Genomic DNA, 23,349 nt, shown 5'->3' with positions numbered 1-23,349 from the left:
CGCTTTACTCCCAAGACTGATTCGCGAATCAATCATTACGGAGGCGATTCGTTCCGCGCAGAAACGAATCGTTTTTCAACGTCTTATCGGTTCTTATGGATTCTCGACTTGAGTTGCTAACACCTCGTTTATCAGTCTTCTCGCCCAGCGAGAAGACGCGAAGGTTCGACGAGATGTTGCCACTCCGCGCATACTACGAGCGGCGGAGCTGACGGTGGTTTCCTCAGAGTGTCACGACAGCATTCCATGCCTGTTCAATAGCGACACGCAAATCCTCGGTCCCATATGGCTTTGTGACGACGACCGCATCGGACGGGATCGCCGCCGACCTCCGGTCGTGTCCGGTCGCGTAGACCACACCCACCGACGCCTGTCTCGTGCGCGCCTCGCTCGCAAGCTTCAAACCGTCCATGTCGGGCAGCCCCAGATCGGTGACAAGCACATCGATCGCGCGCGACCCGAGGAGTTCGAGCGCTTCGCTACCCGATCCCGCTTCGGCGACCGAATGACCCAGCTCGGCGATCATCTCGGCCGTATTCAACCTGATCAGCATGTCGTCTTCGACAAGCAATATGGAAAGCGACAAGGATCGCGCCTCCTCTACGCGTGACGCGGGCACCGGAGGCGATCCGGAGGCCTGAGAGCGTTGCGCGCGATTGGCAAGGACATGCCTTAGCTTTCGGGCGAGCGCCTCGCGCGTGTAGGGCTTTGACAGCAGCTCCACGCCCGCGTCGAGCCGACCACCGTGAACGATCGAGTTTTCTGTATATCCCGAGGTATAGAGCACGGCGATATCGGGCTGCCGTTCACGCGCCTTCTTCGCCAGTTCCGGGCTTTTTAGCGTGCCTGGCATGACAACATCGGTGAACAGCAGATCGATGGCGATGCCCGCTTCCACGACATTGAGGGCGGCATCGGCGTTCGGGGCTTTCAGTACCTTGTAGCCGAGGTCCGTCAGCGTCTCGACCACCGTTTCCCGAACTTCGTCGTCGTCCTCGACTACCAGGATCGTTTCCGTGCCGCCGACAATGGGTCCGGACTGCAGAACGACCTCGCGATCTTCCTTCTGCGTTGCCCGCGGGAGATACATCTTCACCGTCGTCCCGTGGCCGACCTCGCTGTAGAGCTTGACGTGACCACCGGACTGGCGAACAAAACCGTGCACCATGGAGAGGCCGAGGCCCGTACCCTTGCCCTCTTCCTTCGTGGAGAAAAAAGGTTCGAACACGTGCTGGAGGATGTCGGCGGGAATACCCGTGCCCGTATCCGTGACAGATAGGACCACGTATTGACCGGCCGTGACCTCGTCATGCGCGCGGGCGTAGTCGTCGTCGAGATAGGCATTACCCACCTCTATCGTCAGTTTTCCCGCGCCGTCCATCGCGTCGCGCGCGTTGATGGCCAGATTGAGGAGCGCGTTTTCCACGTTCGTAGGGTCTACCAGGGAATTCCACAGGCCGCCTGCGATAACGGTTTCGATCTCGATCGCCTCGCCGAGGGAGCGGCGCAAAAGGTCGTCCATCCCCTGGACGAAGCGACCGATGTTGATCACTTTCGGATCGAGCGCCTGCCGCCGTCCGAAAGCGAGGAGTTGACTTGCCAGCTTCGCACCCCTGCTGACGCCTGCAAGCGCGTTCGCCACGCGACGCTCCGCCCTCTCGTTTCCGCTCACGTCTTTCATCAGGAGCTGGAGATTTCCGGCGACCACCTGCAGGAGATTGTTGAAGTCGTGGGCCACGCCACCGGTTAATTTGCCGAGCGTCTCGAGCTTCTGCGACTGCTGGAGCTTTGCCTCGGCCTTTCGACGCTCTTCGATCTCCTCGGCGACGCGGCTCTCGAGGTTCTCGTTGAGCTGACGAAGCTGGTCTTCCGCTCGCTGGCGGTGGCGAACCTGCCGCTCGAGGTCTTCCGATCGTTCAAGTAGGGCCTGCTCAGCAATACGCTGCTCGGTTACGTCGGTATGGACGCCGACCCATTCGGCGATCTCGCCGTTTTCCGCGATAAGCGGAACGGCGCGGATCGCGAACGAGCGCCACACGCCGTCTTTCCGCCGAACGCGATGCTCGTGAATGAATGTACGCTTCTCCGCGACCGCCGCTTCCCATGCACTAACCGTCGGCGCGCCGTCATCGGGATGAACCGCGTCGGCCCAGCCATATCCCTGGTACTCCTCGTAACTCTGCCCGGTGAGCGCGGCCCAGCCAGGCTGTTCACCGACCATTCGTCCATCGGCGCTGTTGGTCCAGAGAACCCCGTGCATCGCGTCGACAGCTGCGCGGAAGCGACTGTTGCTCTCGGCGAGATCGAGTTCGAAACGCTTGCGGTCATCGATGTCGATAATGAGGACATAAATGCCCTCGACGCCGTTTTCCGTTTTACGCGGAACGTAGCGTGTCTCCGCGTGACGGCTCTTGCCATCAGGGCGCACGATGGGCGAGTCGGTGACGACCGTCTCTCCGGCCAAAGCCCGTCGGAGCAGTGGCAGGCGCTTCTCGAAGTATTCCGGAGCGATGATTTCGCTGACACGGCTGCCGACGACTTCGACGGGACTACGGCCGAACCATTCCATGTAGGCGTCATTGGCAAACCGGTAGACGAGGTCTGTATCGACAAAGCCCACGAGGATCGGCAAGGCGTTTGTAAGTCGCACCAGTTCCGAGCGACTTTCGGCCAGGGCGCTCAGTGCGTCGAACTTCTCCGTATTCTCGAGTACGGTACAAAGCACGCCATCCACCCTACCGTCCTCGGCGTAGATCGGCGTGTAGAAGAGGTCGAAGATTACGGTCTCCGGCTTGCCCGCCCGGTTCAGGACCATCGGCTGGTCTCTGAACGCCTGGACCTCGCCCCTGAATCCCGCCTCGAGGACCTGCCTGTTCCAGTCCCAGATTTCCGGCCAGATATCGGGGACACGGCCGCCGAGGGCGCGCGGGTGATATCCCCCTGCGATTTCCGCGTATCCGTCATTGTAAATCATGACGTGGTCGTCGCCCCACATCAGAACCTGCGGAATAGGCGAGTTGACGATCGAGTTCACTTTGATCCGGAGATGCTGGGGCCAGGTCGAAACGGGTCCGAGGGACGTCTTGGACCAATCGAAATCGCGCACCCGGCCGCCCAGTTCGCCGCCGCCGATCGGCCACTCCGCCGCGCTCTCCATCCTCAAAGCCATTTCGTCGCCCATCCCCGTATACGTCAGCGGGCATAGATAAGGCGATTTCAAAGTTTTTTCCAGCGTCGCCATGTAGTTAGGCTGACCGCGTGATCCGAAAATGCCAGGTTGACGAACCTTAGGGCGTGACGCTCTCGCGAATGTCTTGCCGTGTGCAGAGCCACGACATGGCGTTGTCTGTCAGCCCTTCGTATCCGGGAGAGCCACGATTTCCATCTCGGCGGTGAATACGGTCCCGTTTCTCCGCTCATAGATGTGTTCGCCGTGCAATTGGCTGATCACACCGCGTACCAGTCTGGTGCCCATTCCAGCCGTCGAGCTAGACTTATCGAAACCGACCCCGTCATCCGCGATCACGAGGCATGCCCGTTGACCAGAAAGTCGTTCCAGCGAGATCGAGATCACGCCCTTGCGTTCTCCGGGAAACGCATACTTGAGAGCATTCGTGACGATCTCGTTTGCGAGGAGTGCGACGGGTGTCGCGTGGTCCGCGGAAATGGAGATGTCCTCGATATCGTAGGTGACGCTGACGCGATCGCCGCATGCTGCTATCAAAGTGTCGACCACGGCGGGGATCAGGGCCTTCGCGGAGACAGCGCTAAACTGGTCGTGGCTGTAAATCTGTTCGTGCACGGCAATCATCGCGGAGATGCGGTCCAGCAACGACTGCTGCATGTCTTTTGGAAGTTGCTGGGTTCTGATGAGCGCCTGCACCGACTGAAAATTGTTCTTAACCCGATGGTGGATTTCCCTCATGAGAAGCTGGTTCTCCTCCAATGCCTCTGAGAGCCGCTCGGATTTGGCGGCGTCCCGTGCGTGAAGGTGCCTGATCCATGTTCCGGCCGCGAACGATCCGACGGCGGCGAGAACCAGAACTGCCCCCGCCACGAACGCGTCTTTCCAGAACGGTGCCATCCCGGCCGCCGTGCCCGCCGATCCCACGGCGACGAATTCCGTTCCATCGACAACCTTGTAGGCGACGATGCGACTGACTCCGTCCGCCGGGGAGACCGCATCGTAGGTTCCCGAAGGGGCCTTCGGGATAAGATCGGTGAAAAGAACGTAGTTCGCCATATCGACCGGTCCTGCCGGCGGCGGAAAGCGGGCGACCAACTGGCCGTCGCGACGAATGATGCCAACAGTGGAGTCAGGACCGAGATCGACTGTGGTCCAGACCTCCGCGAGCAAGTCGCCCTGAAAGGACACCATCGCGGCCCCGGCGAACTGGCCATCACGTTCCAATCGGCGGCTGAAGACGAAAATCTGCTGGCCATTCAGACGGCTCACCAGAAGACTGGAAACATACGTCGGTTCCCCCTTGGCAAGCGCCGAGAAATACTCGCGATCCGTGATGTTCATGGGTTTGATCGCGGGATCGGTCGATAACAGCGTATTTCCGTTGCGGTCTACGACATATGCCTGGACGGTCCCGGGTAGGTCCGAAATCATCGCATCGATGTCCCTCACGGTGTCCGAGGCGATCCCTATTTCGGGTCCCAGCGCGCTGTCGATTTTCTGAAGCGCCTGCCAGGCAAGGGCGTTTATCCATGTCACGTTCGTCGCGACGATCTTCGAGGCGGCGATTGCCCGTTCCTGCGTGCGTCGGACGGAAGACGAGTAACTTTCATAGAGCCACAGGCAAAGAAGAACGAGCAGGGCGGCGAACATCGCCACGATCACCGCCGTCGCCGCAGTGGCGATCTTCTGCGAACCAAACCCCAGCTTCATCTGTTTTCCCACCCGCGTGCGTTTCTCCTTGAATGTAGTGAAACACCAAGGAGTTGTCACCGGAGCGGGAACGAACGGAGGAGGTGGCGCGCACAGGTACCGTGGCGACGTTTGGACGCCGCCACGGTGTCAGAGCGTAGTCTCGTCAGATAACATCGGGCCTTGAGGAAGGATGACCCGTATGCCCGTTGGCACTGTCGTCATCGCCGTCTTCCGCAGGAAGTTGGCCATCCGGGGTCAGGTCGTTCACCGCAGTCGGGAGTTCCTGGCTGAGGCGCTTGAGGATTTCCTCCCGTGAAAGCCCTGTTCTGGCTACAAGGTCATCGAGGATTTCGGGGCCGAGCACTTCCGACAACTGAGTGTCGTCGATGGGGGCGTTATCGCCTGGCTTTACCCACGTGTCGGCCGTTTCGCCCTGACCCTTCTGCTGGAACTGGCGGAGCAATTCGCCAAGGCTCCCCGCAAGGCCGCCCCCCGCAGCTCCGGTAAAGAGCCCGCCGAGGCCACCGAGGCCGCCGAGACCTCCGCCCGTGCCGGAGTTGCCTGTCAGGCCCCCGAGGATGTCGTCGAGGCCGCCGCCAGACTGCGGTTTTCCGTCTGGACCGGGCTGTTGTGGGCTACGCAGGCCCTTCAGGATTTCGGCGATCTTGTCACGGTTCTGATAACCCGCGACGGCCAGTACGCCCAAAAGCGCTTTCAATGCACCGCTTGCCATTTCGTTTCTCCTTCGTAAAGCGAAAGGCCGGAAGATAAGAGCTCCCGGCCTCGACAAGTCCCAGGGATTAAACGCCGCGCGCCACGTTCTCCGTGACGATGACATTACGCTTCGTGCCGAACGAACCGCCGAACCACGCCGCGATCGCGCCGAGCGCCAGGGCGATGAAACCGAGGATCGCGCCGGCCGACACCGCCGCGGTAGCGGCCTGAGCGGCTTCGATCGCCTGCTGTTTTGCGGCTTCGACGTTCTCGCGGTAAGTCTTTTCGTATTGCTCGACCTGCGTACGAGCCTGATCGACGGGGATGCTCTGCGCGCGTGCGACAGCTTCCGCAGCACGGTTACGGGCATCCTCTGCGGTCGCTTCGTCGCCCGTTACCAGTGCCTGAACCGACGCGACAGCCGCGCTCTGCAGGGCCTGGGGATCGTTGCCAGTCGTGGAGCGAATCTGCTGTTCGATCCCGGCCATAGGATTGGCGGAATCCGCGAGAGCGGGCGCGGCCGCAGTGACTGCGGTTGCCGCCGTCTGGCCGACGCCGCTAACGATGCTCGTCAGGCCGTTGAAGGTACCGCCGATGAGCGCGCCGACGGAAGTCGTGAGAAGGTAGAGTACGACGAGTGTGGTGACGGCCCAGGTCGTCAGCCCGTGGTAGCCACCCGTCGAATTGCTCGGCCGACCGGAAAGCCTGCTCGCGACATAGCCGCCGAGGAACGATGCGATGATGCCTGCCACGACGAACCAGATGCCACCGCCAATGGAAAAGGTACTGGCTGCAGGGTTGTCGGAAGTCGCCGGGTCGAGCACCGCCGCGCCTATGCCGACGCCGAGGAGGTTCAGCAAAAACTGGGTGGCGAGCGCGATCGCCACGCCCGCTAGTATCGCGCCCCAGCTGACCTTGTTAATGGCGGCGGCCGTCGAAACGCTCGTCTGGACGGCTTCGTGGGGAAGGGCGGTAGAGACGGGTATCGTCATTTGGCGTGCTCCAAGGCTGAAACATCACGGGTTCGTGATATGCGGCGGTAACGCCTTGGTGGTTCACATGTTCCCCTTGGCGGGGTCACGGCACGTTAGGGCGCGGCCACCGCCTGGGAGGAAGGATGATCGTTGGCATTTTATTAAGTTTGTTCGCAAAGAGCTGATGTCGGGGACGACCAAACCGATCGGGTAACGAGTTGACTGTGTAACGAACCGCGGAGGCGAGCATGTCACAGCGTACCGTCCTAGTTGTCGATGACGAGCCAATGATCCGAATGGTGTTGGCGGATGCACTGGAAGACGAGGGCTACCTCGTGATCGAGGCCTCTAACGTCTTGGAAGCCGTTGCCGTTTTGGGAAATCGGCACGTCGATTGTCTAGTAACCGACATAGATATGCCTGGAGGGCTGAACGGGCTCGACCTCGTGAAATTCGTGCGGGGCTTCGATGCCGGCATGACCGTCGTAGTAGCCTCCGGGGGTAGGACACCAAATGACGTTAATTTTCCCAAATCCTGCCAGTTCGTACCCAAGCCCTACCGACTTGAAGCGATAATCGAAAGCCTTGGAACTAGCACAGACCAAGTCCTGAGCCGCGGTGCGTGCTGAACTGCGGCAACCCAAAAGTCTTTCATGCGAGCCATGCTTCCATCCAGCGGTGGAGGTGAGAGTTTCGAAGGGTGGCGATTTTCTCAGGATTGACCGATACTGGGACGCGAGCGGAACGATCGTTTTGAGTGACGCCAGCAGCTTTCTCAGCTTCGGCTCTTCAATCAGGATGGCCGCGTCTGTACGCTCGAACCATGCCTTCGCGACCTCACCTCTCTCTCTCTCTCGGAATTCTGTCCTCTCCTCATCGAACCTGAGGAGAGCAACGGTTTGTAGCAGTCAGGTTACCCAGCCCAGCCTGCTTACCTCTCCTTGTGCGGGACAATCTGAATTCGAGTTCCACTCTCGACAACAATATGCAGGTCCCGAAGCATCTCTGCCGCATGGAGCAGACCGTGATGCCACTCCTCGGCGGGAACTCGGTCGGCTCCTGCGGCGACGGTTTGGATGTATATCAACGCGTCGCGGCCCTTGATTGGCACGATATTGGCGGCCTGCCGCAATTCGGTGATCTTCGAGACGGCATGATCGAGCAACCTGCGAACCTCGATCGCACCGATCTTATCGGTTTGGTTGGCGGCCCTTACCAACCTGGCCACGACATCATTCGTCAGCATCGACTGGTGTAGCTCTCATGTTATCGTAGATTGTCCGCGACCGCTCGGTAACAGGCATCAGACAAGCCCACGTCGACCTTCCGCACCAGGCTCCACGTTTTCCTGTCGTAGTCGAAGAACTCCACAACACACTTGTTTGCATTGTAGTCGAGCCATTGCGCCGCCAGAAGGCGACTTCCCAACTCGAAGTGAAGCTGCATGGATGGATTGTCCTCGCCGCCACGCGGGAAGTTGGCCGGCTTTCCCGTGTTGTTGTCGCCAACTATTGCGAACAGACATCCCGTGCCACAACCGATCTGCACGACCGAATAGTGACCCGCGAAGTTTGGTCCTTCGCGCATCCCGTCGCGAATTCGCGTCCGGAAGGAATTGAACGGTCGGTCCCTGCCACGGAAGTCCGGTAGCTTCGTCTTCCCCGAAAACCGTCCGGTCACGGGATACTGTGCCGAGCGCGGGATCGAGGCTTTAGATGAGAGAGCCACCGCGGAGACATTTTGGTCCCCGGTGCCACCGCACCTTTGCCAATCAAGCTGATACCCTGCTTTTCCCTCGGCGTCGTGACACCAGCCGACCGCATTGAGCTTTGCCGCGATAGCTTCCCTGTTAGCGCAGGCAGCAGCCGAGGCCTCTGAGTTGCCAATCCCCCCTCGGCACACGGCGTTCTGGTCATACCACTGGGAGAGGATGCGGAGCGGAGACACCGCGTTCTTGTCCATTTCCAGGACCTCACCGCTCTCAGTGACGATCTTGCCTGTGGACGGGTCCCAAGAAATCAGGAAACGCGCAGAACCCGAGGAGATGGTCTCCCCTATATCGCGCTTCGCATACCAGTCGACGATACCGACGACGGCGCAATATGTGCCGCATGATACCGTGGCTGTACCGGGCTTCACGTTGTAGGCCCGAACAGGCCATCTCATGACGAATTTGACTTTTTCGTCGACGACATAAACCCGCGACTTCGGCTTGCCGTAGAAGCTTATGGTTTCGCTGTACGCACGATCCATGAAGGTCAGGGCTTCGGCATTGCCTCGGGACCAAGCCTCGTAATAGCTCGCGACAAAGGCCAGTGCTTTGTCCTCATTGGAGAGGGGCTCAACGACTTCTTCGCGAGCAGTGTGTTCGACGGTTGGGGTCGCGATGGCGGCCGAGGACGATACGCCCTCGGGGGCCGCGTCTTGAAAGCCCGCTGTAACCTTGTATTCCGCCATTTCGGCGGCGGTCAGGTACCGCATATCGTCTGGCGGGACCGAAAGGCTCAACTGTAATAATTTTGGGTCGACGCCCATCTCAAGAAGGTAGGTCATTATCTGGGCCGTCATCTGCTGCACGGCGGCAACGGCCGTGTGCCCGTCGAGGATATCGCCCGGCGAGAATGATGACTGATGTACCCCGATCGCGCCAGGTTCGGCATAGCGGATCGTACCGCCGACGAAGGCGAGGGCGCATGCGGAGGCGCATTGCCCTGAACGCAGTTGAAAAGTGGATAGACCCACAGCGCGGATCACCCGACCGTATGCAATAGCGGTGACGACGTTACCGCCGTCACTGTCGAAGGTGATGACCTTGGCACCTGTCGTGGCCACCTCGCGAGCGAGTGCCTGAGGATCATCTGACAGCGCAAAGGACCCTCTAAGAAGGAGGAGAACGCCCTTCTCGGTTGTGATCCTCTCAAGAGCGATATCCGCTCGAGCAGAGTGCGCAAAAATACCGGACGCGATCAGTGCCAGCAGGAAGAAACGCAATACACCCACTTTTGCCCCCATAACCGTGGACAGTATCCTAGCAAGTTGTGCGCGGAGTTCAATCAGCGCGCGATCCAGGCATGAGAGGGAGTTATTCGTTTTCGACACGTTCTGCAGGCCCCTCGGTCGGGAGGAATGAAACCGTTGACATAGTGTATTTTGTTCTTTATATGTTCCGATTATGAGGAACATTACCCGATCCGCTTCCCGAATACGTTGATGGCCACCCACGCGAATGGCGTGGACCATGATGAACGTTATCGAGTTGTGAGTGCGTTATGTATTCTCGCAGTGTTGAGCCCGCCTCTGCGGCCGCCGAGGGACAGCCTCCGGCATATTTTTCTGATAATCTCCCTACACTTAAATGCGTTGGGAAGCCGTTGTTTAGATCACGGGAGTCGCGTGACCTCGCATGTCTTCTCGACGTAGACCCGAATATCAGATGTTGGTCGACACCAAGCCCCGCGTTCCTGGTTTCAGAATGTTTTCATAGAGCCGAATTCTCGACCACCGACCACGCCGGTACGGTCTCATTTCTCGATACAATCAAGGTGGCGCATGTGCAGTCGGTGGACATCGATGCTGCGGCGCGACGGTTAAATGCATCATATCGCCTGGTGGAGCGCGAAGAAATCTACGACAGCGGCTTCCGGTTACCGAATGCACGCGACTTACTCAAATACGCCAGGGTATCCGTCACTCTGGCTGATCGGGTCAGACTACTGGGGCTGCTGGACCAGGAAGGTTCGTTACCGATGTCGGATTGCCTTGGGGCGATCCGGAACACCGAGCCTGTCGCCGCAATCGCATCCATGATCCTCCACCGTTTCATCGACGTGGAACTGGACGAAGCGATTTTGGGGCCTGAGACGATGGTTCGTCGAATACGGGGGTGAAGCAAACAGCTTTCGCCCTTCGTAATCGATAAACAGTGAGATGTTCCATGCCATCCATCGTAAATTACACTCTTCAGCGCCAGTCGGAAAACCTAGCTATCGTGGCTGCCGCTTGTTCGCTCCGCCGATATCTCCGTCAACTCCTAAAGCACAAGGAAATCCATTTCGCCGTCATGCTCCATGTGCCCGAGCCCGGTGACTGCTTCATCTACGAAGAGGCTTGCAGGCTACTTTTCAACGTTGACAGAGACTTCGAGACGGAGCGCGAGGTCATGACCGCGGTCTATGGCAGCAGGTCGTTCGACACTTCTCCGCAGACGCTCATTGCCAACATCTCGGCACAACGGCAAACAGTGATTTGCAACGACGGGCACAGACCGGTCAATGAAGATGTCCGGTTGGTGCTTGATCTCGAGATCGAAATCGCGCGCCCGTCGGCCACCCATTTTCTAGCGGCGTCGCGTTCCGTTGCGGGATTTCGCCTGTCCGCTGACGATGCACGTTTTCTTGCGGAACATCCTCTTCGGAGCGTCCGGCTCGCCACGCATCGGCGGCGTTCCATGAACAGAATTCGAAAGGCTCTATCCCCGTCTCCCGAGGTGGTGTCTCAAGAGACCTCGCCCGAGGTCCCCCCGGTACCCGTCACACTTGACAGGCTATCGGGGTTCGGCGAGGCGGCGAAGTGGGGAATAGAGTTAGCGTGTGACCTGGCGGATTGGAAGGAAGGGAAGCTGAATTGGGAGGACATCGACAAGGGTGTGCTTCTGAGTGGCCCCCCGGGCGTCGGTAAAACCATGTATGCGCGCGCCCTCGCGAACACATGCGGCGTAAATCTTTTTCTGGAATCGGCGGCGCGATGGCAGTCTAAAGGTCACCTGGGTGATATGTTGAATGAGATGCGACGGGTGTTCACCGCCGCCGCCAACGCTCGGCCATCTATCGTCTTTCTGGACGAATTCGACTCTTTCGGGTCCCGTGACAGTGGCGACTCCGGGTACAATCACGATTACAAGACGCAGGTGATCAACGCCCTACTGGAATGCCTGTCACCCTCCGAGGGCAGAGAGGGCGTGATCGTTGTCGGCGCGACCAATAGACCGGATGCCATCGATCGGGCGCTATTGCGACCGGGACGACTGGAGAAAATCATCACTGTTCCACTCCCCGACGCCCAGGCGCGGGCGGCGATTTTGCGTCATCACCTCGGCGTTGGCGACGAGCTCGACATGACAATCGCGATGAGACACACGAAGGGATGGAGCGGAGCCGATTTGGAGAAGCTCGCTAGAGATGCAAAGCGCAATGCTCGCAGAAGAGCAGGGCAAACGGTCACCGACGCCGACATCCTGAACGCGATGCCACCCGTTCGGTCGTTCACAGCGGAGGAGCGTTTCAGGATCGCGCTACACGAAGTCGGTCATGCGCTCGTCGGTACGATCCTGAATGTCGGTAACCTTGTTGGCATCAGGATCGACACATGGCGCTCCGAGAAAAGCTCGGGCATGAGCGTTGGAGCGGCTAGTTTCGATTCATTGCTTCCGATGCAACCGCTGGAGAGTGACTTCGAGGGTCTTATTTCCATGCTCCTCGGAGGCGTGGTAGCCGAACGACTGGTCCTGGGTGGGCACTCGGCTGCGGCCGGTGGGGACGCCAGCTCGGACCTCCCACGGATTACGGCGCTCGCGACGATGATGGAGAACATGTTCGGGTTCGGTGACCACATGTTAGCCGACGCGACAGACTCGAATTCGCTGACCAACATCGGGGCCCTTCCGGCCAACGTGGGATTGGCTGTAAGGGCTCGCGTCGATGCGTGCTTTAGGCGTACGATGGGCCTTCTCGAACCCAGAACCGATGTGCTTGTGAGCGTCGCCCACTCCCTCGCGGAGGAAGAAGAGATGACCAGCTCCCGCTTTCTGAAGCTTGTGGCCGACGCCGAGCGCAGGCATGAAAGTTGCGGCATCCCGAAAGGTGGCAGTGCAATGAGCGGCGCGGCTTCGCCACCACCAACATCAAGCAAGAATACCGGTCTGGAAAGTATAATCTCCTTCGAGGCAGAACTGGCGGGAGAACAGAGCCGCCCGAGCCTCAGACCTCGGAAAGTTGCACGGGGCGCAGGCGGTCCGAAACCCCGAAAAAAAGTTGAGTTCATTAAATCGTCCAACGACGACCGAGACAAATAGCAATTGCTCGCACTGGCACCTGTATTTTGTCACTCGATCGACACGGCGCGCGATATCGTTTCATGTAAGAGAAGAATCGGCTATCAAGGAAAGGTAAAACTGGAGTAGAGGCCACGTGCAGAAGATCGCGCACAGCTGGGACAGAACTGAAGCTGAGCTTCATATCGGCACCTTGTTTGACGCTGCCCGTTCCGGGATTACACAAACCGTAAAGGATAAAGAGGGCGTGTTTGAAGTGACCTTCAAGGCTTCCCCCAACGAGCCTGTTGGTAAGGTATTGTCTCGTGGTGGTCCTTTTGCGCGTTAGGCGACTTCCATATCATCCGTGACCTCGATTGGTGCGTTCTGCCTCTTCGGCACAACCCAGCTGGAGAAGGCGGGATTATAGACGCCAGGCAAATGTACGTGCCTATTGATCAGTGCGAAATCCTTGGCGTCGAGTGACGCGATCGGTATGTCGTGCGCGATAGAGATCGCGGCGATGAAAAGGTCTTGCCCTGGCTTTCGCTTCCTAGCGTTTTCCGGGTCCCTATACCATAAGTGGCGCAGTTCGTTGTGACAGTATAGCGTCGCGAGAATTCTAGAAACTTCCCTATTTATGTCCGGATAAAAGAAGTCCGCGGATAGAACGTCATCAAGCCAACCAAGAATTTCTTCGGCGAGGAGCGGTTTGTTTTTCTGTGCTTCGTAAATTCCTATGTATACCTCGAGGATTACGGGGAAGGGAATTGCTAGGTGACGTTGGCCATCAAGCCATTGTCCTACTGCTGGATGTTGGCGACTGTAATGCGCATGGCTGAGAACGCTTGTGTCCAAAAGAAACATGCTGCCCCCTGTTGAGGTCTATGCTCGCTTCATCTCGTCTTCAACGGTCGCCGGTTACGGTTAATAATCCGTAAGCGACGCGATATTGTGCGTACCGACGAGAGATGTTGTTTACAGGAAGCGCGTTGAACTGCGTATGTAGGGTAAATTTCAATGGGGATGAGTTTTCACCCCGCCGCCTCTCCCGCGACGGAGCCCAATGCTCCGGTCGGCTATCGGCCCACAGCAGCCATCGGCGATGGTTAAGAGTCGCATTGAACGAAAGTTGGCACCCGTCCGGCAGCGGTACCTATTGGAGATAGATGTATTCTTGGGGCATTACTACTTGCAGAAGTTGCTGCAGCTAACGATTCGTGTTTACCGTTTAACGGGAACGGAGGCGAACTATGCCAATGAAGCTGGAAGACCTGGCCAAGGAAATCAATCCAAGGAACACGGTGCTGTTATTCGGCTCGGGCTCGTCAATTCCTTCCGGCGCTCCTTCGGTCTTTACGCTGATCGACAAATTTTCGAAGGCTTTTGGCGTTGAAGCCAACGGATATAATCTGAGCGAGATGGCGAGCTTGTGCGAGGCGAAGAAAAGCCGACGCAAAGTCATCGATTTGCTGCGGGAACTCTGCGATGGATTAAAGCCTACGGGCGGCCTCAAGAACCTGCCGCTCTATCCTTGGAAGAGCATTTTCACGACTAACTACGATGATTTGATCGAGCAGGCTTACACTGGCAAGGGCAAGAAGGTGAGGGTTTATCACTCCAACTTCAGCTTCACGACTGGCGATGAGTCCGAGGACGGTTTCCTTTTCAAAATCCATGGCACTATCGAACATGACATATGCGATGGCCACACTTCCCGCATCATTCTCTCTGAAGCAGACTACGAGCAGACCGAAACGTATCGGGAAAACCTGTACGACCGACTGAAGGGCGACCTCGCGGGGTCGGACCTCATTATCATCGGTCACTCTCTTGCTGATCCCGACCTCAAGGCAGTTATAAACAGAGCTGCTGCGATCAACGCGAAAATTCTCTCACCAGGTCGAATTTGCCTCCTCATGTATTCGCCGGATGAGGGTAGAGCATCTCTGTTCGAAACAAGGGGAATCAAGGTAGCATTCGGCGGGATCGATGATTTCTTTGCAGCTATGTCACCCAAGATTCCCAAGGCGACTAAGATCGGTGCCGATCTTCCGATCCTCGAAAGGTTCCCGGCTCTTGAACCGGTGACTGTTGACGTGGCTCATGCAGCCGCACTACCCGCCGACATCAGCGGCATGTTCAACGGCAAGTCCGCTACATTTGCTGACATCATCGCTGGTCATACCTTCAAAAGAAAAGTTGCCCACGAGATCGTCGCCTATCTGGCAGGTGATGCGACCATTACCGCAACGCTGCTGGGGGCGAGCGGGGTCGGGAAAACAACCGCCGTCCGCCAGACGTTAAATGCACTGAGGACCGCGGGCTACGTCTGTTTCGAGCACAAAGGCGATCACACGCTCAATTTCCTAAAATGGCGTGATGTTGCCCAGGAACTCAAAGAGAGGCAGGAGGTTGGCGCACTTTTTATAGATGACGCTCACCGACATCTACAGGAAGTGAATGATCTCGTCGATCTCTTGGTACAGTTCGATAACCCGCACTTGAAGGTCATCCTTTCATCGTCAAAAAACCATTGGTTCCCGCGCATCAAGACGCCCAACATGTATCGGTACGGGAAGACATTCACGATCTCAAAACTAGCGCCCGACGAGATTGAAGCGCTCCTCGCGCTGCTGGATACAAACAAGGATGTTAGAGGTCTCGTGGAAGACCAATTCGAGGGGTTCAATCGTGAGGAGCGCCGTCGAAGGCTCTCTGTGCGATGCGAAGCGGATATGTTCGTCTGCCTGAAAAACATATTCGCCAATGACAACTTCGATGACATCATGCTCAAAGAGTACGCCGACCTCGCGCAGCCTCTTCAGGATGTGTACCGAAACGTCGCAGCGATGGAGACGGCGGGCATCCGGGTTCATCGCCAATTGATCATCCGATTGCTCGGCATTAATGCTGCCAGCGTTTCTCCGATGCTCGACAGCCTGACGGAGATCATCACCGAGTACAACCTCGATGAGCGGAAGGGAATTTTCGGTTGGCGTTGCCGTCATCCTGTCATCGCGGGTATCGTCACCAAGTACAAGTTTTCGGACCTCGAAAAGACCATCGCATTGTTCGAGTCCGTGATCACGAATATTTCGCCAACGTATGACGTTGAAATCCGCTCGCTGAGAGAACTTTGTAACGTGGAAACTGGCATCGCTCGGATTCCTGACAAGAACGTTCAGAACCGGCTGCTTCGGATGATGATGTCCAATGCACCGGGCGAACGCGTTCCGAGGCATCGATTAATCCGCAACCTTATTGACCAAGGGCAGTTCGAAAAAGCCGAAACCGAAATACGTCTGTTCAACAAGGATTTTGGCGGCGACGGCCCCGTACACCGCTACAAAATCAAGCTGCTCGTCGAACGCGCCGCCCGCTCAACCGGACTGCTGAACGAGGACCGGGTCGCCATTCTTGAGGAGGCTCATTCTCTCGCGGTGCAGGGTGTGATCCGATACCCAATTAACAAGAATATTCTCTCAGCATATGCCGAACTCGGTATCGAGTATTACCGCAAAACTGGAAGCTACGCGTATTTTGACGAGGCAATCGCGGAGCTTACTGCTGCTGAGGACAAGCTCGGTGACCCCCAGATCAGCTCGACGATTGCCCACTTCCAAAGACGGATAGCGGGCGTGGCGTTACCGGAACCTGTTGAACAGGAAGACCCGGCATCGGTCGATTGATAATTGGCCCGTTCAGATTCACCGTGACGTGACGACTGCTATTGGCGCGAAGAAGACGCCATCCAAATGTCAGCTCGAGCCAATAAACGCTTTGGTTGTTTCGACTGCTCACTTTACCAGTAAGCTGCTTTGTGCATGAATCCCGATCGTAAGAGGGGGCAGCATGACCGATATTGCAGACACCAACGATAATTCCCAATCAGTTTTCCAGAGCAGCCTTTCAGTCGAAGCGAAAATTGAACGTGCTCGCACGGAGCTACTGGACTTCTCCGCACGCAACCGTCTTCTGAACGTCCCGCGGTTCTCCAAGAGCGCGAAAACCATCGACATCGTGGACGAGCGTGCCTCAGAGGTTTTTCGTATCCTCGTTGCCGAGGGTAAGGCGATGACGTTTCTCGCCGGGGCCAAGGGACGCGAGCCGAAGGACGGTGAAGGACAGGAAGAGCTGATTGAACTAGCGCTTCCTGACGATGACGACCGTGACGAAGGAGGGCGGCTTCTTCGTCACGGGGATACCAAACTCCAGACGCGGATGACACCGAACGCGCTGCAGAAGCGTTTGCTCGATCTCTATTTCGACGCGCGGACCCTGGAGGAGGAGCAGGGTGTCAATATCCTCTACCTCGGTTTCGGCACGCTCAAATGGATAGACCCGAACAACGCGCAGAACGTACGGTATGCGCCGCTTGTTCTCGTCCCGGTCCAACTCGAACGCGGTAGCGCCGCCGAGCGGTTCAAGCTCCGGGCGCGGCAGGAGGACTATGCGTCGAACCTGTCGTTGGAAGGTTTTCTCGACCGGGTGCACAAGATCACCATGCCAACCTTCGAAGCGTCGGACCAGTTCGACTTCGAGGACTATGCGGCGCAGGTCGCCGCCGCCGTCACTATCAAGCCGGACTGGTCGGTCCAGCCCGACGACATCGTGCTCGGATTCTTTTCCTTCGCCAAGTTTCTCATGTACCGCGATCTCGACGCCAGCCTCTGGCCGACCGGCGGAAAGTTCACGGATCGCCCCCTCATCACGTCTTTGGTGTCGAACGGTTTCACATCGACGGACAGTCTTCTCGAAGAGGACGCCAAGATCGACGGGTTCATCACACCTTCCGAAATGACCCATATCGTCGATGCCGACAGCTCGCAGACTATCGCTATCCACGAGGCCCGCCGAGGGCGAGACCTGGTCATTCAGGGGCCGCCGGGGACCGGAAAGTCCCAGACGATCGCGAACATAATCGCGGCAGCTGTCGCTGACGGGAAAACAGTGCTCTTCGTCGCTGAAAAGATGGCCGCGCTGGAGGTCGTCAAGCGCCGTCTCGATCAGACGGGCGTCGGAGACGCCTGCCTCGAATTGCATTCGAACAAGGCCAACAAGCGTGCATTGCTGGCCGAACTTCAGCATACCTGGGACCTCGGCGCGCCCCGAGGGGAAAGTGTGGACGCCGTCGACCGAGGCCTCACCGAGGCCCGTGACGCGTTGAATGGCCATGTCGCTCGCCTTCACAGGGTCTACCGTCCCTACGCCCTGTCGCCGTACCAGGTCATAGGCCATCTATCGCGGCTTCGAAGGCTCGGAATGCCGCCGTCCGATATCGAGCTATCCGCGTCCGTGAATTGGGAGCCTGAAACCCGCATCCGGATAGCGTTGCTGCTATCTGAACTGGCCCAGCGCATCGACGACATAGGCGTCCCCACCGAACATCCCTGGCACGGTGTCGCTCTGACGGGGATCACGCCGCTTGACCTCGAACGTCTCACTAACCGCCTTCAGGAAACCCACTCCCTCTCGATTGCGCTCAGCGAGAAAATGGCATCGATCGCGGATGCGCTGGAGCGGCCGTCCGCGCAGAGCGTTTTGGAGTTCGAGGCCCACGTCGATCTGGCGCGGAGACTGGCGACACGACCCTCGGGAATTACGGGCGGGGCCCTTGGCCATGAAGTGTGGCAGACCTCTCTCCAGCAGGTCGAGCGTCTCGTCCGCGACGGCGCGCTGTTTAGCGCTTCTGCCGGGAAGCTGGCGGAGACCGTCACCGACGCGGCATGGAACTCGGACCCGACAGCGATGCTAGGTACGTTCAAGCGTCTTCCAAGTGGTTTTCCACATTCCGGTTTTGCGCTCGTCGCGCGGCTCGGCGATCTCGTGCCGCGGTTCCTGAACGCGGCGTCTTCTTTGCGCGCCATGCTCGGGGTCAACGCGTCGCCGACACTTGGCTCCCTCGCCCGTCTGGTCGCTATCGGAGAGCGGGTTGCGGAAGCTCCCGACGTAAGCCCCGACGCCTTCGTCGCGGCGATCTGGGAACGCGGCCTTGAGCAGGCCGGCGATCTTGCCGAGGCCGTTTCCAGCTATCGGAAGATCAGGTCCGAACTCTCCGGAAAGATCGCCGATCAGGCCTGGGACATGGACCTCATTGCCACACGAACGGCCGTTGCCGTCCATGGTGACAGGCTCCTCAAGTTCGCGAGCGGAGACTGGCGGAAAGCCAAGGCACTGCTCAAAACCCTCATGCCGGAGCAGCCGCCAGCGGAGACGGTACGGCTGCTCGACCTTCTTCAGAAGGGAAAGGAGGCTCGGTCCAGCATCAAGGAGGGCGACAGCCTCGGTCGGTCAGCGTTTGGCGCGGACTGGCGCGGCGAAAAAACAGACCCCAAGCCACTGGAAAATCTGGTACTCTGGATGCGGAGTCTCCGGGGTGTCGGGGCTGAAGCGCGGACGATCGCCAGCCGTCTGACCGACAAGTCGGCGGTGGCGGCGAGATGCGAACAGGTTCGCGCGCTTCTCGACGAGACGCGACGTCAGTTTCTCGCGCTCTGGGCCGACCTCGGTGATGAAGCGAATGCCCTGTTTCCCGGTGCTGTCGATGTCGACGAGGTCGTGCTGACACAGGCTGTTCCGGCACTCAAGGAAATCGTCGCTGCGGAGACTGCTCTAACCGAGTTTCTGCATCGTCCTCTTTCTGACGCGCGAGAGCGGATAGCGACGCTGGACGCGCTGGCGGCGGCCCAGGACAAAAAGCGGAGTCTCGAAGCCCTAGACGCGATAGGAAACACAGCGTTCGGCCCTCTTTGGCGCGCAGGGCAAAGTGACTGGACGAAGCTCGCCGAAGTCGTGGCATGGGTCATCGGCAATGCGGATATCAGGACACTCGCAGCCCGGTTCGACAACCCGGAGGCGCTCCGCGATGTAGCACGCGAAACTCTCCACGACGGCCGGGAAGTCGTTTCGAGGTTGGCCGCTCTCTTGGACTTCGTAAAGACCGAGCCTCGCACGCAACTCAATGTCGATGCTCTCGAGACAGCTCCCATCCAGTCTATAAGCGCGCGGTTGGCACGGTGGATCGCGAACGAGGAGCAACTCTCGAAGTACGCAGCGTATAACGGTCGCGCTCTCGACGCCTCCAATGCCGGCGTTGGCCTGATCGTGGATCGTCTCAGGGATGGTCGTCTGCCGACGGATAGAGTGATTCCCTACTTCGAGATGGCCTTTTATGAAGCCGTCCTGCGCCATCAGCATGCCAAGGACCCTGAGCTTGCCCGCTTCGACGGTGAGGTCCATGGCCGTCTGGTATCGGAATTCTCCCAGCTCGACCGCGATCGCATGCGTCTTTCCCGACTGGAAGTCGTCCGCGCGCACCACAGGAAAATTCCGGCGGTCAGCGGTATTGGTCCGGTCGGGGTTCTCCGTGGCGAGATGGCACGACGGCGAAATCATATGCCCATCCGGCAGTTGATGCAGCGTGCTTCGCAGGCGGTCCAGGCGCTCAAACCAGTCTTCATGATGAGCCCATTGTCGATCGCACAGTTTCTGCCGCCTGGAGTCCTGGAATTCGATCTCCTCGTGATGGACGAGGCCAGCCAGATTCAGCCGGTCGACGCGCTCGGGGCTGTGGCCCGCGCCAGGCAGGTGGTCGTGGTGGGAGACGAGCGCCAGCTTCCGCCGACCAGGTTCTTTTCCAAGATGACGTCGGATGGCGGCGACGAGGACGAGGACCAAGACGGAGCCAAGGTCTCTGACATCGAGAGCATCCTCGGATTGTTTTCCGCTCGCGGTCTTCCCGAGCGTATGCTGCGTTGGCACTACCGCAGCCGTCACCAGTCGCTCATCGCGGTATCGAACAGCCAGTTCTATGACAGCAAGCTGTTCATCGTCCCGAGTCCATACACGCAGGAAGCCGGAATGGGTTTGCGCTTCCACCACGTGCCGAACGGCGTGTTCGAGGACAGCGTCAATAAGGTCGAGGCCAAGGTCGTTGCGGAGGCGATAATCAGACACGCGCTCGAGTCTCCGACCCTGTCGTTGGGCGTCGCGGCGTTTTCGATCAAGCAGCGTCGCGAGATACAGGACCAGCTTGAGCTGCTCAGACGTTTGAACCCGCAGACCGAGGAGTTCTTCCATTCGCATCCGAACGAGCCGTTCTTCGTCAAGAACCTGGAAAACGTGCAGGGCGACGAGCGAGACGTCATCCTGATCTCAGTCGCCTACGCGAAGAACGCGCAGGGGTATATGGGAATGCGCTTCGGCCCGCTGGGGGCCGAAGGCGGCGAACGTCGCCTGAACGTTCTCATCAGCCGTGCCAAGCGACGTTGCGAAGTCTATGCGTCGATTACGGACGAGGACATCGATCTTGAACGCGGCAAGGGAAAAGGCATCTTCGCGTTCAAGCTCTTCCTCCATTTCGCACGCACCGGACGATTGGCGATGGCCGCCAGGGCGGACCGCTCGATGGACAGCGTGTTCGAAGAACAAGTCATGGCAGCTTTGCAGGAGCGGGGTTATCAGGTCCACCCGCAGGTCGGCATAGCCGGGTTCTTCATCGATCTCGCGATAGCCGACGAGAACGTTCCCGGCCGCTACCTGCTCGGCATCGAGTGTGACGGCGCGTCTTACCACGACGCGCGCTCCGCTCGGGACCGAGATCGTCTCCGCCAGGCCGTGTTAGAAGACCACGGCTGGAACATCCACCGCATATGGAGCACGGACTGGTTTCAAAGACCGCGGGCCGAGCTCGAGCGGCTGGTGGATGCGATCGAGAAAGCAAAAGCCGACGCGATAGCTGGCGGCGAGACAGTCGTGCGGGCGAAGCGCGCGGTGAACGTCGAGGTGATCACGATCGAGCGCGAGACGGTCACCGAAATCGGTCTCCAGCAAGTCGGTGACGAGGTCGATCTAAGCGGCTTCTATGTAGAAGCTGTTCTGACACCGGACACCTCTGTCGAACTCCACGAGGCTCCGCTCGGAATACTCGTGAACCTGGTGAAACAGACGGTCGAGGTCGAAGGGCCGATACATTCCGACGAAATCGTCACACGCATTCGGACGGCATGGGGCCTCCAGCGTGCGGGAAACCGCATCGACGGTCATATCGGCAATGCGATACGGCACGCCGTCGGCTCGGGGGATATCCTGAGGTCGGGCGACTTCCTTCTTTGGCCAAGTGCGACCGTGGTTCTGCGGGACAGAAGCGTGGCGTCATCGACGAGCCTGAGGCGGCTGGAGCTTCTTCCGCCAATGGAAATCGACGAGGGGTTGAAGTCGCTGATCGCCAATAGCCTTGGAGCGACGGAAGACGAAGCCGTCAACGCAGTCTCTCGCGGTCTCGGATTCAAGGCGACCAGCAGTCAGCTCAGGGAGACCATCCGCAACCGGATAGCCGTGCTGAAGACAAACGGCGATCTCGTTGACCGCGAAGGCATGTTGATGGGGACGGACAGGCCAGCCGGACAATGATCAGTCGCAATGAGTTTTGGCGCGGCTTTCTGTACGGAGTCTTTGGGCTTGGCGCAGCGTTCGCACTTTCGAACGAGGCTTTCGCTGAGAATTTCCCATGCAGCGGGAAGAAAGGTGGCATAGCCAGGTGTCAGGGAGAAACCTTCATATGCAACGACGGGTCCATCAGCGGGAGCAAGAAATCATGCTCTGCTTCCATTGGTGCGTCCGGACTGCTGGGTCGGAGAAGTGAGAATATGAAGCAGACACCTAACGGCGATTGCAACTGTCGGGACGGAGCATATTGCGTAGGCCCGCGAGGTGGAAAGTTTTGCCTGACAGACGGCGGGGCGAAGAGCTATCTACAACAATAGCGATGTCGAATGTAGTATTCAGAATGCCAAAAGAAGGGTGGTAAATCGTAAAATCTCCGGTTTCGGCCCATTGCGGCCATTGGGTCGAGTGTACTGATGCGCCGCCGCTAACCGCCCGGCGTAGTGGGAAGTTCACGTAAACTCGCCGTCCGGGGAAGGGATATCGAGTTCGGCCAGTGTCTGGAAAAGGGCGCTCTCGGATATGGGTTTCGACAGAAATCGTGCTTCCTCGGGGAGGCTTCCCTGAGAGGGACTATAGCGCCCCGAGATTACGATTATCCTGCACGAGGGCCACCGCTCGGCCACCCATGCGGCGAGAGCGATCCCGTTAAGGCTTCCGGGCATATCGATGTCGGTGAGCAGGGCGTCTATCCGCGAGGTCTCCAGGACTGACATCGCCTCGTCCGCGTTAGCTGCCTCGAGGACGTCATACCCTCGATCTGCCAGCGTGTCGGCAAGGTCCATTCTGATCAGGCCGTCATCCTCGACGACAAGCACGGGAACCGACATCAGTGCTCCTTCTGGAAGCTTTCGAGTTCACACGAGAGAAGGCAGCGAAGCCCGGCGGTGGCGTACTCAATCTTGACCGAGGTATCGGTGGTACCGTTCAAGCCGGCGGATATAAGACGCGTCCCGGTACCGCGCAGAACGTCGGGCTTTACCAAGGGCCCGCCTTTTTCGATCCATGTCATTTCGAAGCGGTCATGGTCCTCCCCCGCGACATGCCACCTCAGTTCGACGATGCCGTCGGCGACAGAAAGAGCCCCGTATTTCATCGCGTTAGTCGCCAGTTCGTGGAGGATCAGTGAAAGCGAAAGCGATGGCCGCGATCCGATCTTGAGGTTCGGTCCTGACGTCCTGAAGCGAGGGCTTGCCAGATCGTCGTACAAGCGTAAGCGCTGTTTTCAGGCCACGGCTTTCAGTTCGTGCTTTGCGGCATAGGCCCAAGGCAGCAGGTCGTCGATCTGGCTATTTGGATGATTGTTG

Annotated in this window: 15 protein-coding genes; 6 read left to right on the top strand and 9 right to left on the bottom strand. The window is 58.6% G+C overall.

The window, feature by feature from the left end; translation table 11 throughout:
• Nucleotides 1-223 precede the first annotated feature (223 nt).
• The 4 genes from J2Y63_RS10700 to J2Y63_RS10685 all read right to left on the bottom strand — a co-directional run bounded on the left by J2Y63_RS10700 (nt 224) and on the right by J2Y63_RS10685 (nt 6,585).
• Nucleotides 224-3,157, bottom strand: a complete 2,934-nt coding sequence (locus J2Y63_RS10700; protein ID WP_306038602.1) for a PAS domain-containing protein — start codon at nt 3,155-3,157, stop codon at nt 224-226.
• 192 nt (nt 3,158-3,349) lie between these two features.
• Complete coding sequence (locus tag J2Y63_RS10695) at nt 3,350-4,897, bottom strand: sensor histidine kinase (RefSeq protein ID WP_306037782.1); 1,548 nt, start codon at nt 4,895-4,897, stop codon at nt 3,350-3,352.
• A gap of 145 nt (nt 4,898-5,042) precedes the next feature.
• A complete protein-coding gene (locus J2Y63_RS10690; protein WP_306037783.1) occupies nt 5,043-5,612 on the bottom strand; it encodes a YidB family protein in 570 nt (189 codons plus the stop codon).
• A gap of 67 nt (nt 5,613-5,679) precedes the next feature.
• On the bottom strand, nt 5,680-6,585 hold the full coding sequence (locus J2Y63_RS10685; RefSeq protein WP_306037784.1) for a PhnA-like protein: 906 nt from the start codon (nt 6,583-6,585) through the stop codon (nt 5,680-5,682).
• Between the two features lie 230 nt (nt 6,586-6,815).
• Between J2Y63_RS10685 and J2Y63_RS10680 the strand changes: the two genes are divergently transcribed.
• Nucleotides 6,816-7,196 carry a response regulator gene (locus tag J2Y63_RS10680; RefSeq protein WP_306037785.1) on the top strand — a complete coding sequence of 127 codons (381 nt, stop codon included), beginning with the start codon at nt 6,816-6,818 and terminating at the stop codon, nt 7,194-7,196.
• Nucleotides 7,197-7,498: 302 nt separating this feature from the next.
• On the opposite strand, the gene J2Y63_RS10675 is transcribed toward J2Y63_RS10680, so the two are convergent.
• Together J2Y63_RS10675 and J2Y63_RS10670 are read right to left on the bottom strand one after the other, a co-directional pair.
• Nucleotides 7,499-7,813 (bottom strand): hypothetical protein, encoded by a 315-nt coding sequence (locus J2Y63_RS10675; RefSeq protein WP_306037786.1) that lies wholly within the window; start codon nt 7,811-7,813, stop codon nt 7,499-7,501.
• A gap of 20 nt (nt 7,814-7,833) precedes the next feature.
• Nucleotides 7,834-9,666 (bottom strand): hypothetical protein, encoded by a 1,833-nt coding sequence (locus tag J2Y63_RS10670; RefSeq protein ID WP_306037788.1) that lies wholly within the window; start codon nt 9,664-9,666, stop codon nt 7,834-7,836.
• Between the two features lie 452 nt (nt 9,667-10,118).
• Between J2Y63_RS10670 and J2Y63_RS10665 the strand changes: the two genes are divergently transcribed.
• The 3 genes from J2Y63_RS10665 (at nt 10,119) to J2Y63_RS10655 (ending at nt 12,944) form a co-directional block, all read left to right on the top strand.
• Nucleotides 10,119-10,454 (top strand): hypothetical protein, encoded by a 336-nt coding sequence (locus J2Y63_RS10665; RefSeq protein ID WP_306037790.1) that lies wholly within the window; start codon nt 10,119-10,121, stop codon nt 10,452-10,454.
• 47 nt (nt 10,455-10,501) lie between these two features.
• Complete coding sequence (locus J2Y63_RS10660) at nt 10,502-12,637, top strand: AAA family ATPase (RefSeq protein WP_435266084.1); 2,136 nt, start codon at nt 10,502-10,504, stop codon at nt 12,635-12,637.
• Nucleotides 12,638-12,752: 115 nt separating this feature from the next.
• On the top strand, nt 12,753-12,944 hold the full coding sequence (locus tag J2Y63_RS10655; RefSeq protein ID WP_306037794.1) for a hypothetical protein: 192 nt from the start codon (nt 12,753-12,755) through the stop codon (nt 12,942-12,944).
• Here the strand turns inward: J2Y63_RS10655 and J2Y63_RS10650 are convergent.
• The gene (locus J2Y63_RS10650; protein WP_306037795.1) at nt 12,941-13,462 is read right to left on the bottom strand and encodes a type II toxin-antitoxin system VapC family toxin; all 522 of its coding nucleotides are present in this window, start codon (nt 13,460-13,462) and stop codon (nt 12,941-12,943) included. The two genes, J2Y63_RS10655 and J2Y63_RS10650, sit on opposite strands and share 4 nt — an antisense overlap.
• A gap of 386 nt (nt 13,463-13,848) precedes the next feature.
• On the opposite strand from J2Y63_RS10650, the gene J2Y63_RS10645 reads away from it, so the two are divergent.
• Nucleotides 13,849-16,287, top strand: coding sequence for an SIR2 family protein (locus J2Y63_RS10645; RefSeq protein ID WP_435266083.1), 2,439 nt, complete (start codon nt 13,849-13,851; stop codon nt 16,285-16,287).
• Between the two features lie 163 nt (nt 16,288-16,450).
• Nucleotides 16,451-22,009 (top strand): DUF3320 domain-containing protein, encoded by a 5,559-nt coding sequence (locus J2Y63_RS10640; protein WP_435266082.1) that lies wholly within the window; start codon nt 16,451-16,453, stop codon nt 22,007-22,009.
• A 485-nt stretch (nt 22,010-22,494) separates the two neighbouring features.
• On the opposite strand, the gene J2Y63_RS10635 is transcribed toward J2Y63_RS10640, so the two are convergent.
• Both J2Y63_RS10635 and J2Y63_RS10630 read right to left on the bottom strand, forming a co-directional pair.
• A complete protein-coding gene (locus tag J2Y63_RS10635) occupies nt 22,495-22,872 on the bottom strand; it encodes a response regulator (RefSeq protein WP_306037798.1) in 378 nt (125 codons plus the stop codon).
• Nucleotides 22,872-23,252 carry a hypothetical protein gene (locus tag J2Y63_RS10630; RefSeq protein WP_435266081.1) on the bottom strand — a complete coding sequence of 127 codons (381 nt, stop codon included), beginning with the start codon at nt 23,250-23,252 and terminating at the stop codon, nt 22,872-22,874. Before J2Y63_RS10630 ends, J2Y63_RS10635 begins: the two co-directional genes overlap by 1 nt.
• Nucleotides 23,253-23,349 lie beyond the last annotated feature (97 nt).

The sequence above is a fragment of the Shinella sp. BE166 genome (assembly GCF_051201095.1).
In the GTDB taxonomy this organism is placed as follows: domain Bacteria; phylum Pseudomonadota; class Alphaproteobacteria; order Rhizobiales; family Rhizobiaceae; genus Shinella; species Shinella lacus.
The sequence above is the reverse complement of the archived record's forward strand: the minus strand, read 5'-3'. Positions and strand labels throughout refer to the sequence as shown.

What these genes read in the sequence shown, in the direction of transcription:
- J2Y63_RS10650 (WP_306037795.1), bottom strand. Translation starts at nt 13,462, where the DNA reads ATGTTTCTTTTGGACACAAGCGTTCTCAGCCATGCGCATTACAGTCGC.
- J2Y63_RS10675 (WP_306037786.1), bottom strand. Translation starts at nt 7,813, where the DNA reads ATGCTGACGAATGATGTCGTGGCCAGGTTGGTAAGGGCCGCCAACCAA.
- J2Y63_RS10690 (WP_306037783.1), bottom strand. Translation starts at nt 5,612, where the DNA reads ATGGCAAGCGGTGCATTGAAAGCGCTTTTGGGCGTACTGGCCGTCGCG.
- J2Y63_RS10695 (WP_306037782.1), bottom strand. Translation starts at nt 4,897, where the DNA reads ATGAAGCTGGGGTTTGGTTCGCAGAAGATCGCCACTGCGGCGACGGCG.
- J2Y63_RS10685 (WP_306037784.1), bottom strand. Translation starts at nt 6,585, where the DNA reads ATGACGATACCCGTCTCTACCGCCCTTCCCCACGAAGCCGTCCAGACG.
- J2Y63_RS10660 (WP_435266084.1), top strand. Translation starts at nt 10,502, where the DNA reads ATGCCATCCATCGTAAATTACACTCTTCAGCGCCAGTCGGAAAACCTA.
- J2Y63_RS10680 (WP_306037785.1), top strand. Translation starts at nt 6,816, where the DNA reads ATGTCACAGCGTACCGTCCTAGTTGTCGATGACGAGCCAATGATCCGA.
- J2Y63_RS10700 (WP_306038602.1), bottom strand. Translation starts at nt 3,157, where the DNA reads ATGGAGAGCGCGGCGGAGTGGCCGATCGGCGGCGGCGAACTGGGCGGC.
- J2Y63_RS10635 (WP_306037798.1), bottom strand. Translation starts at nt 22,872, where the DNA reads ATGTCGGTTCCCGTGCTTGTCGTCGAGGATGACGGCCTGATCAGAATG.
- J2Y63_RS10640 (WP_435266082.1), top strand. Translation starts at nt 16,451, where the DNA reads ATGACCGATATTGCAGACACCAACGATAATTCCCAATCAGTTTTCCAG.
- J2Y63_RS10645 (WP_435266083.1), top strand. Translation starts at nt 13,849, where the DNA reads ATGCCAATGAAGCTGGAAGACCTGGCCAAGGAAATCAATCCAAGGAAC.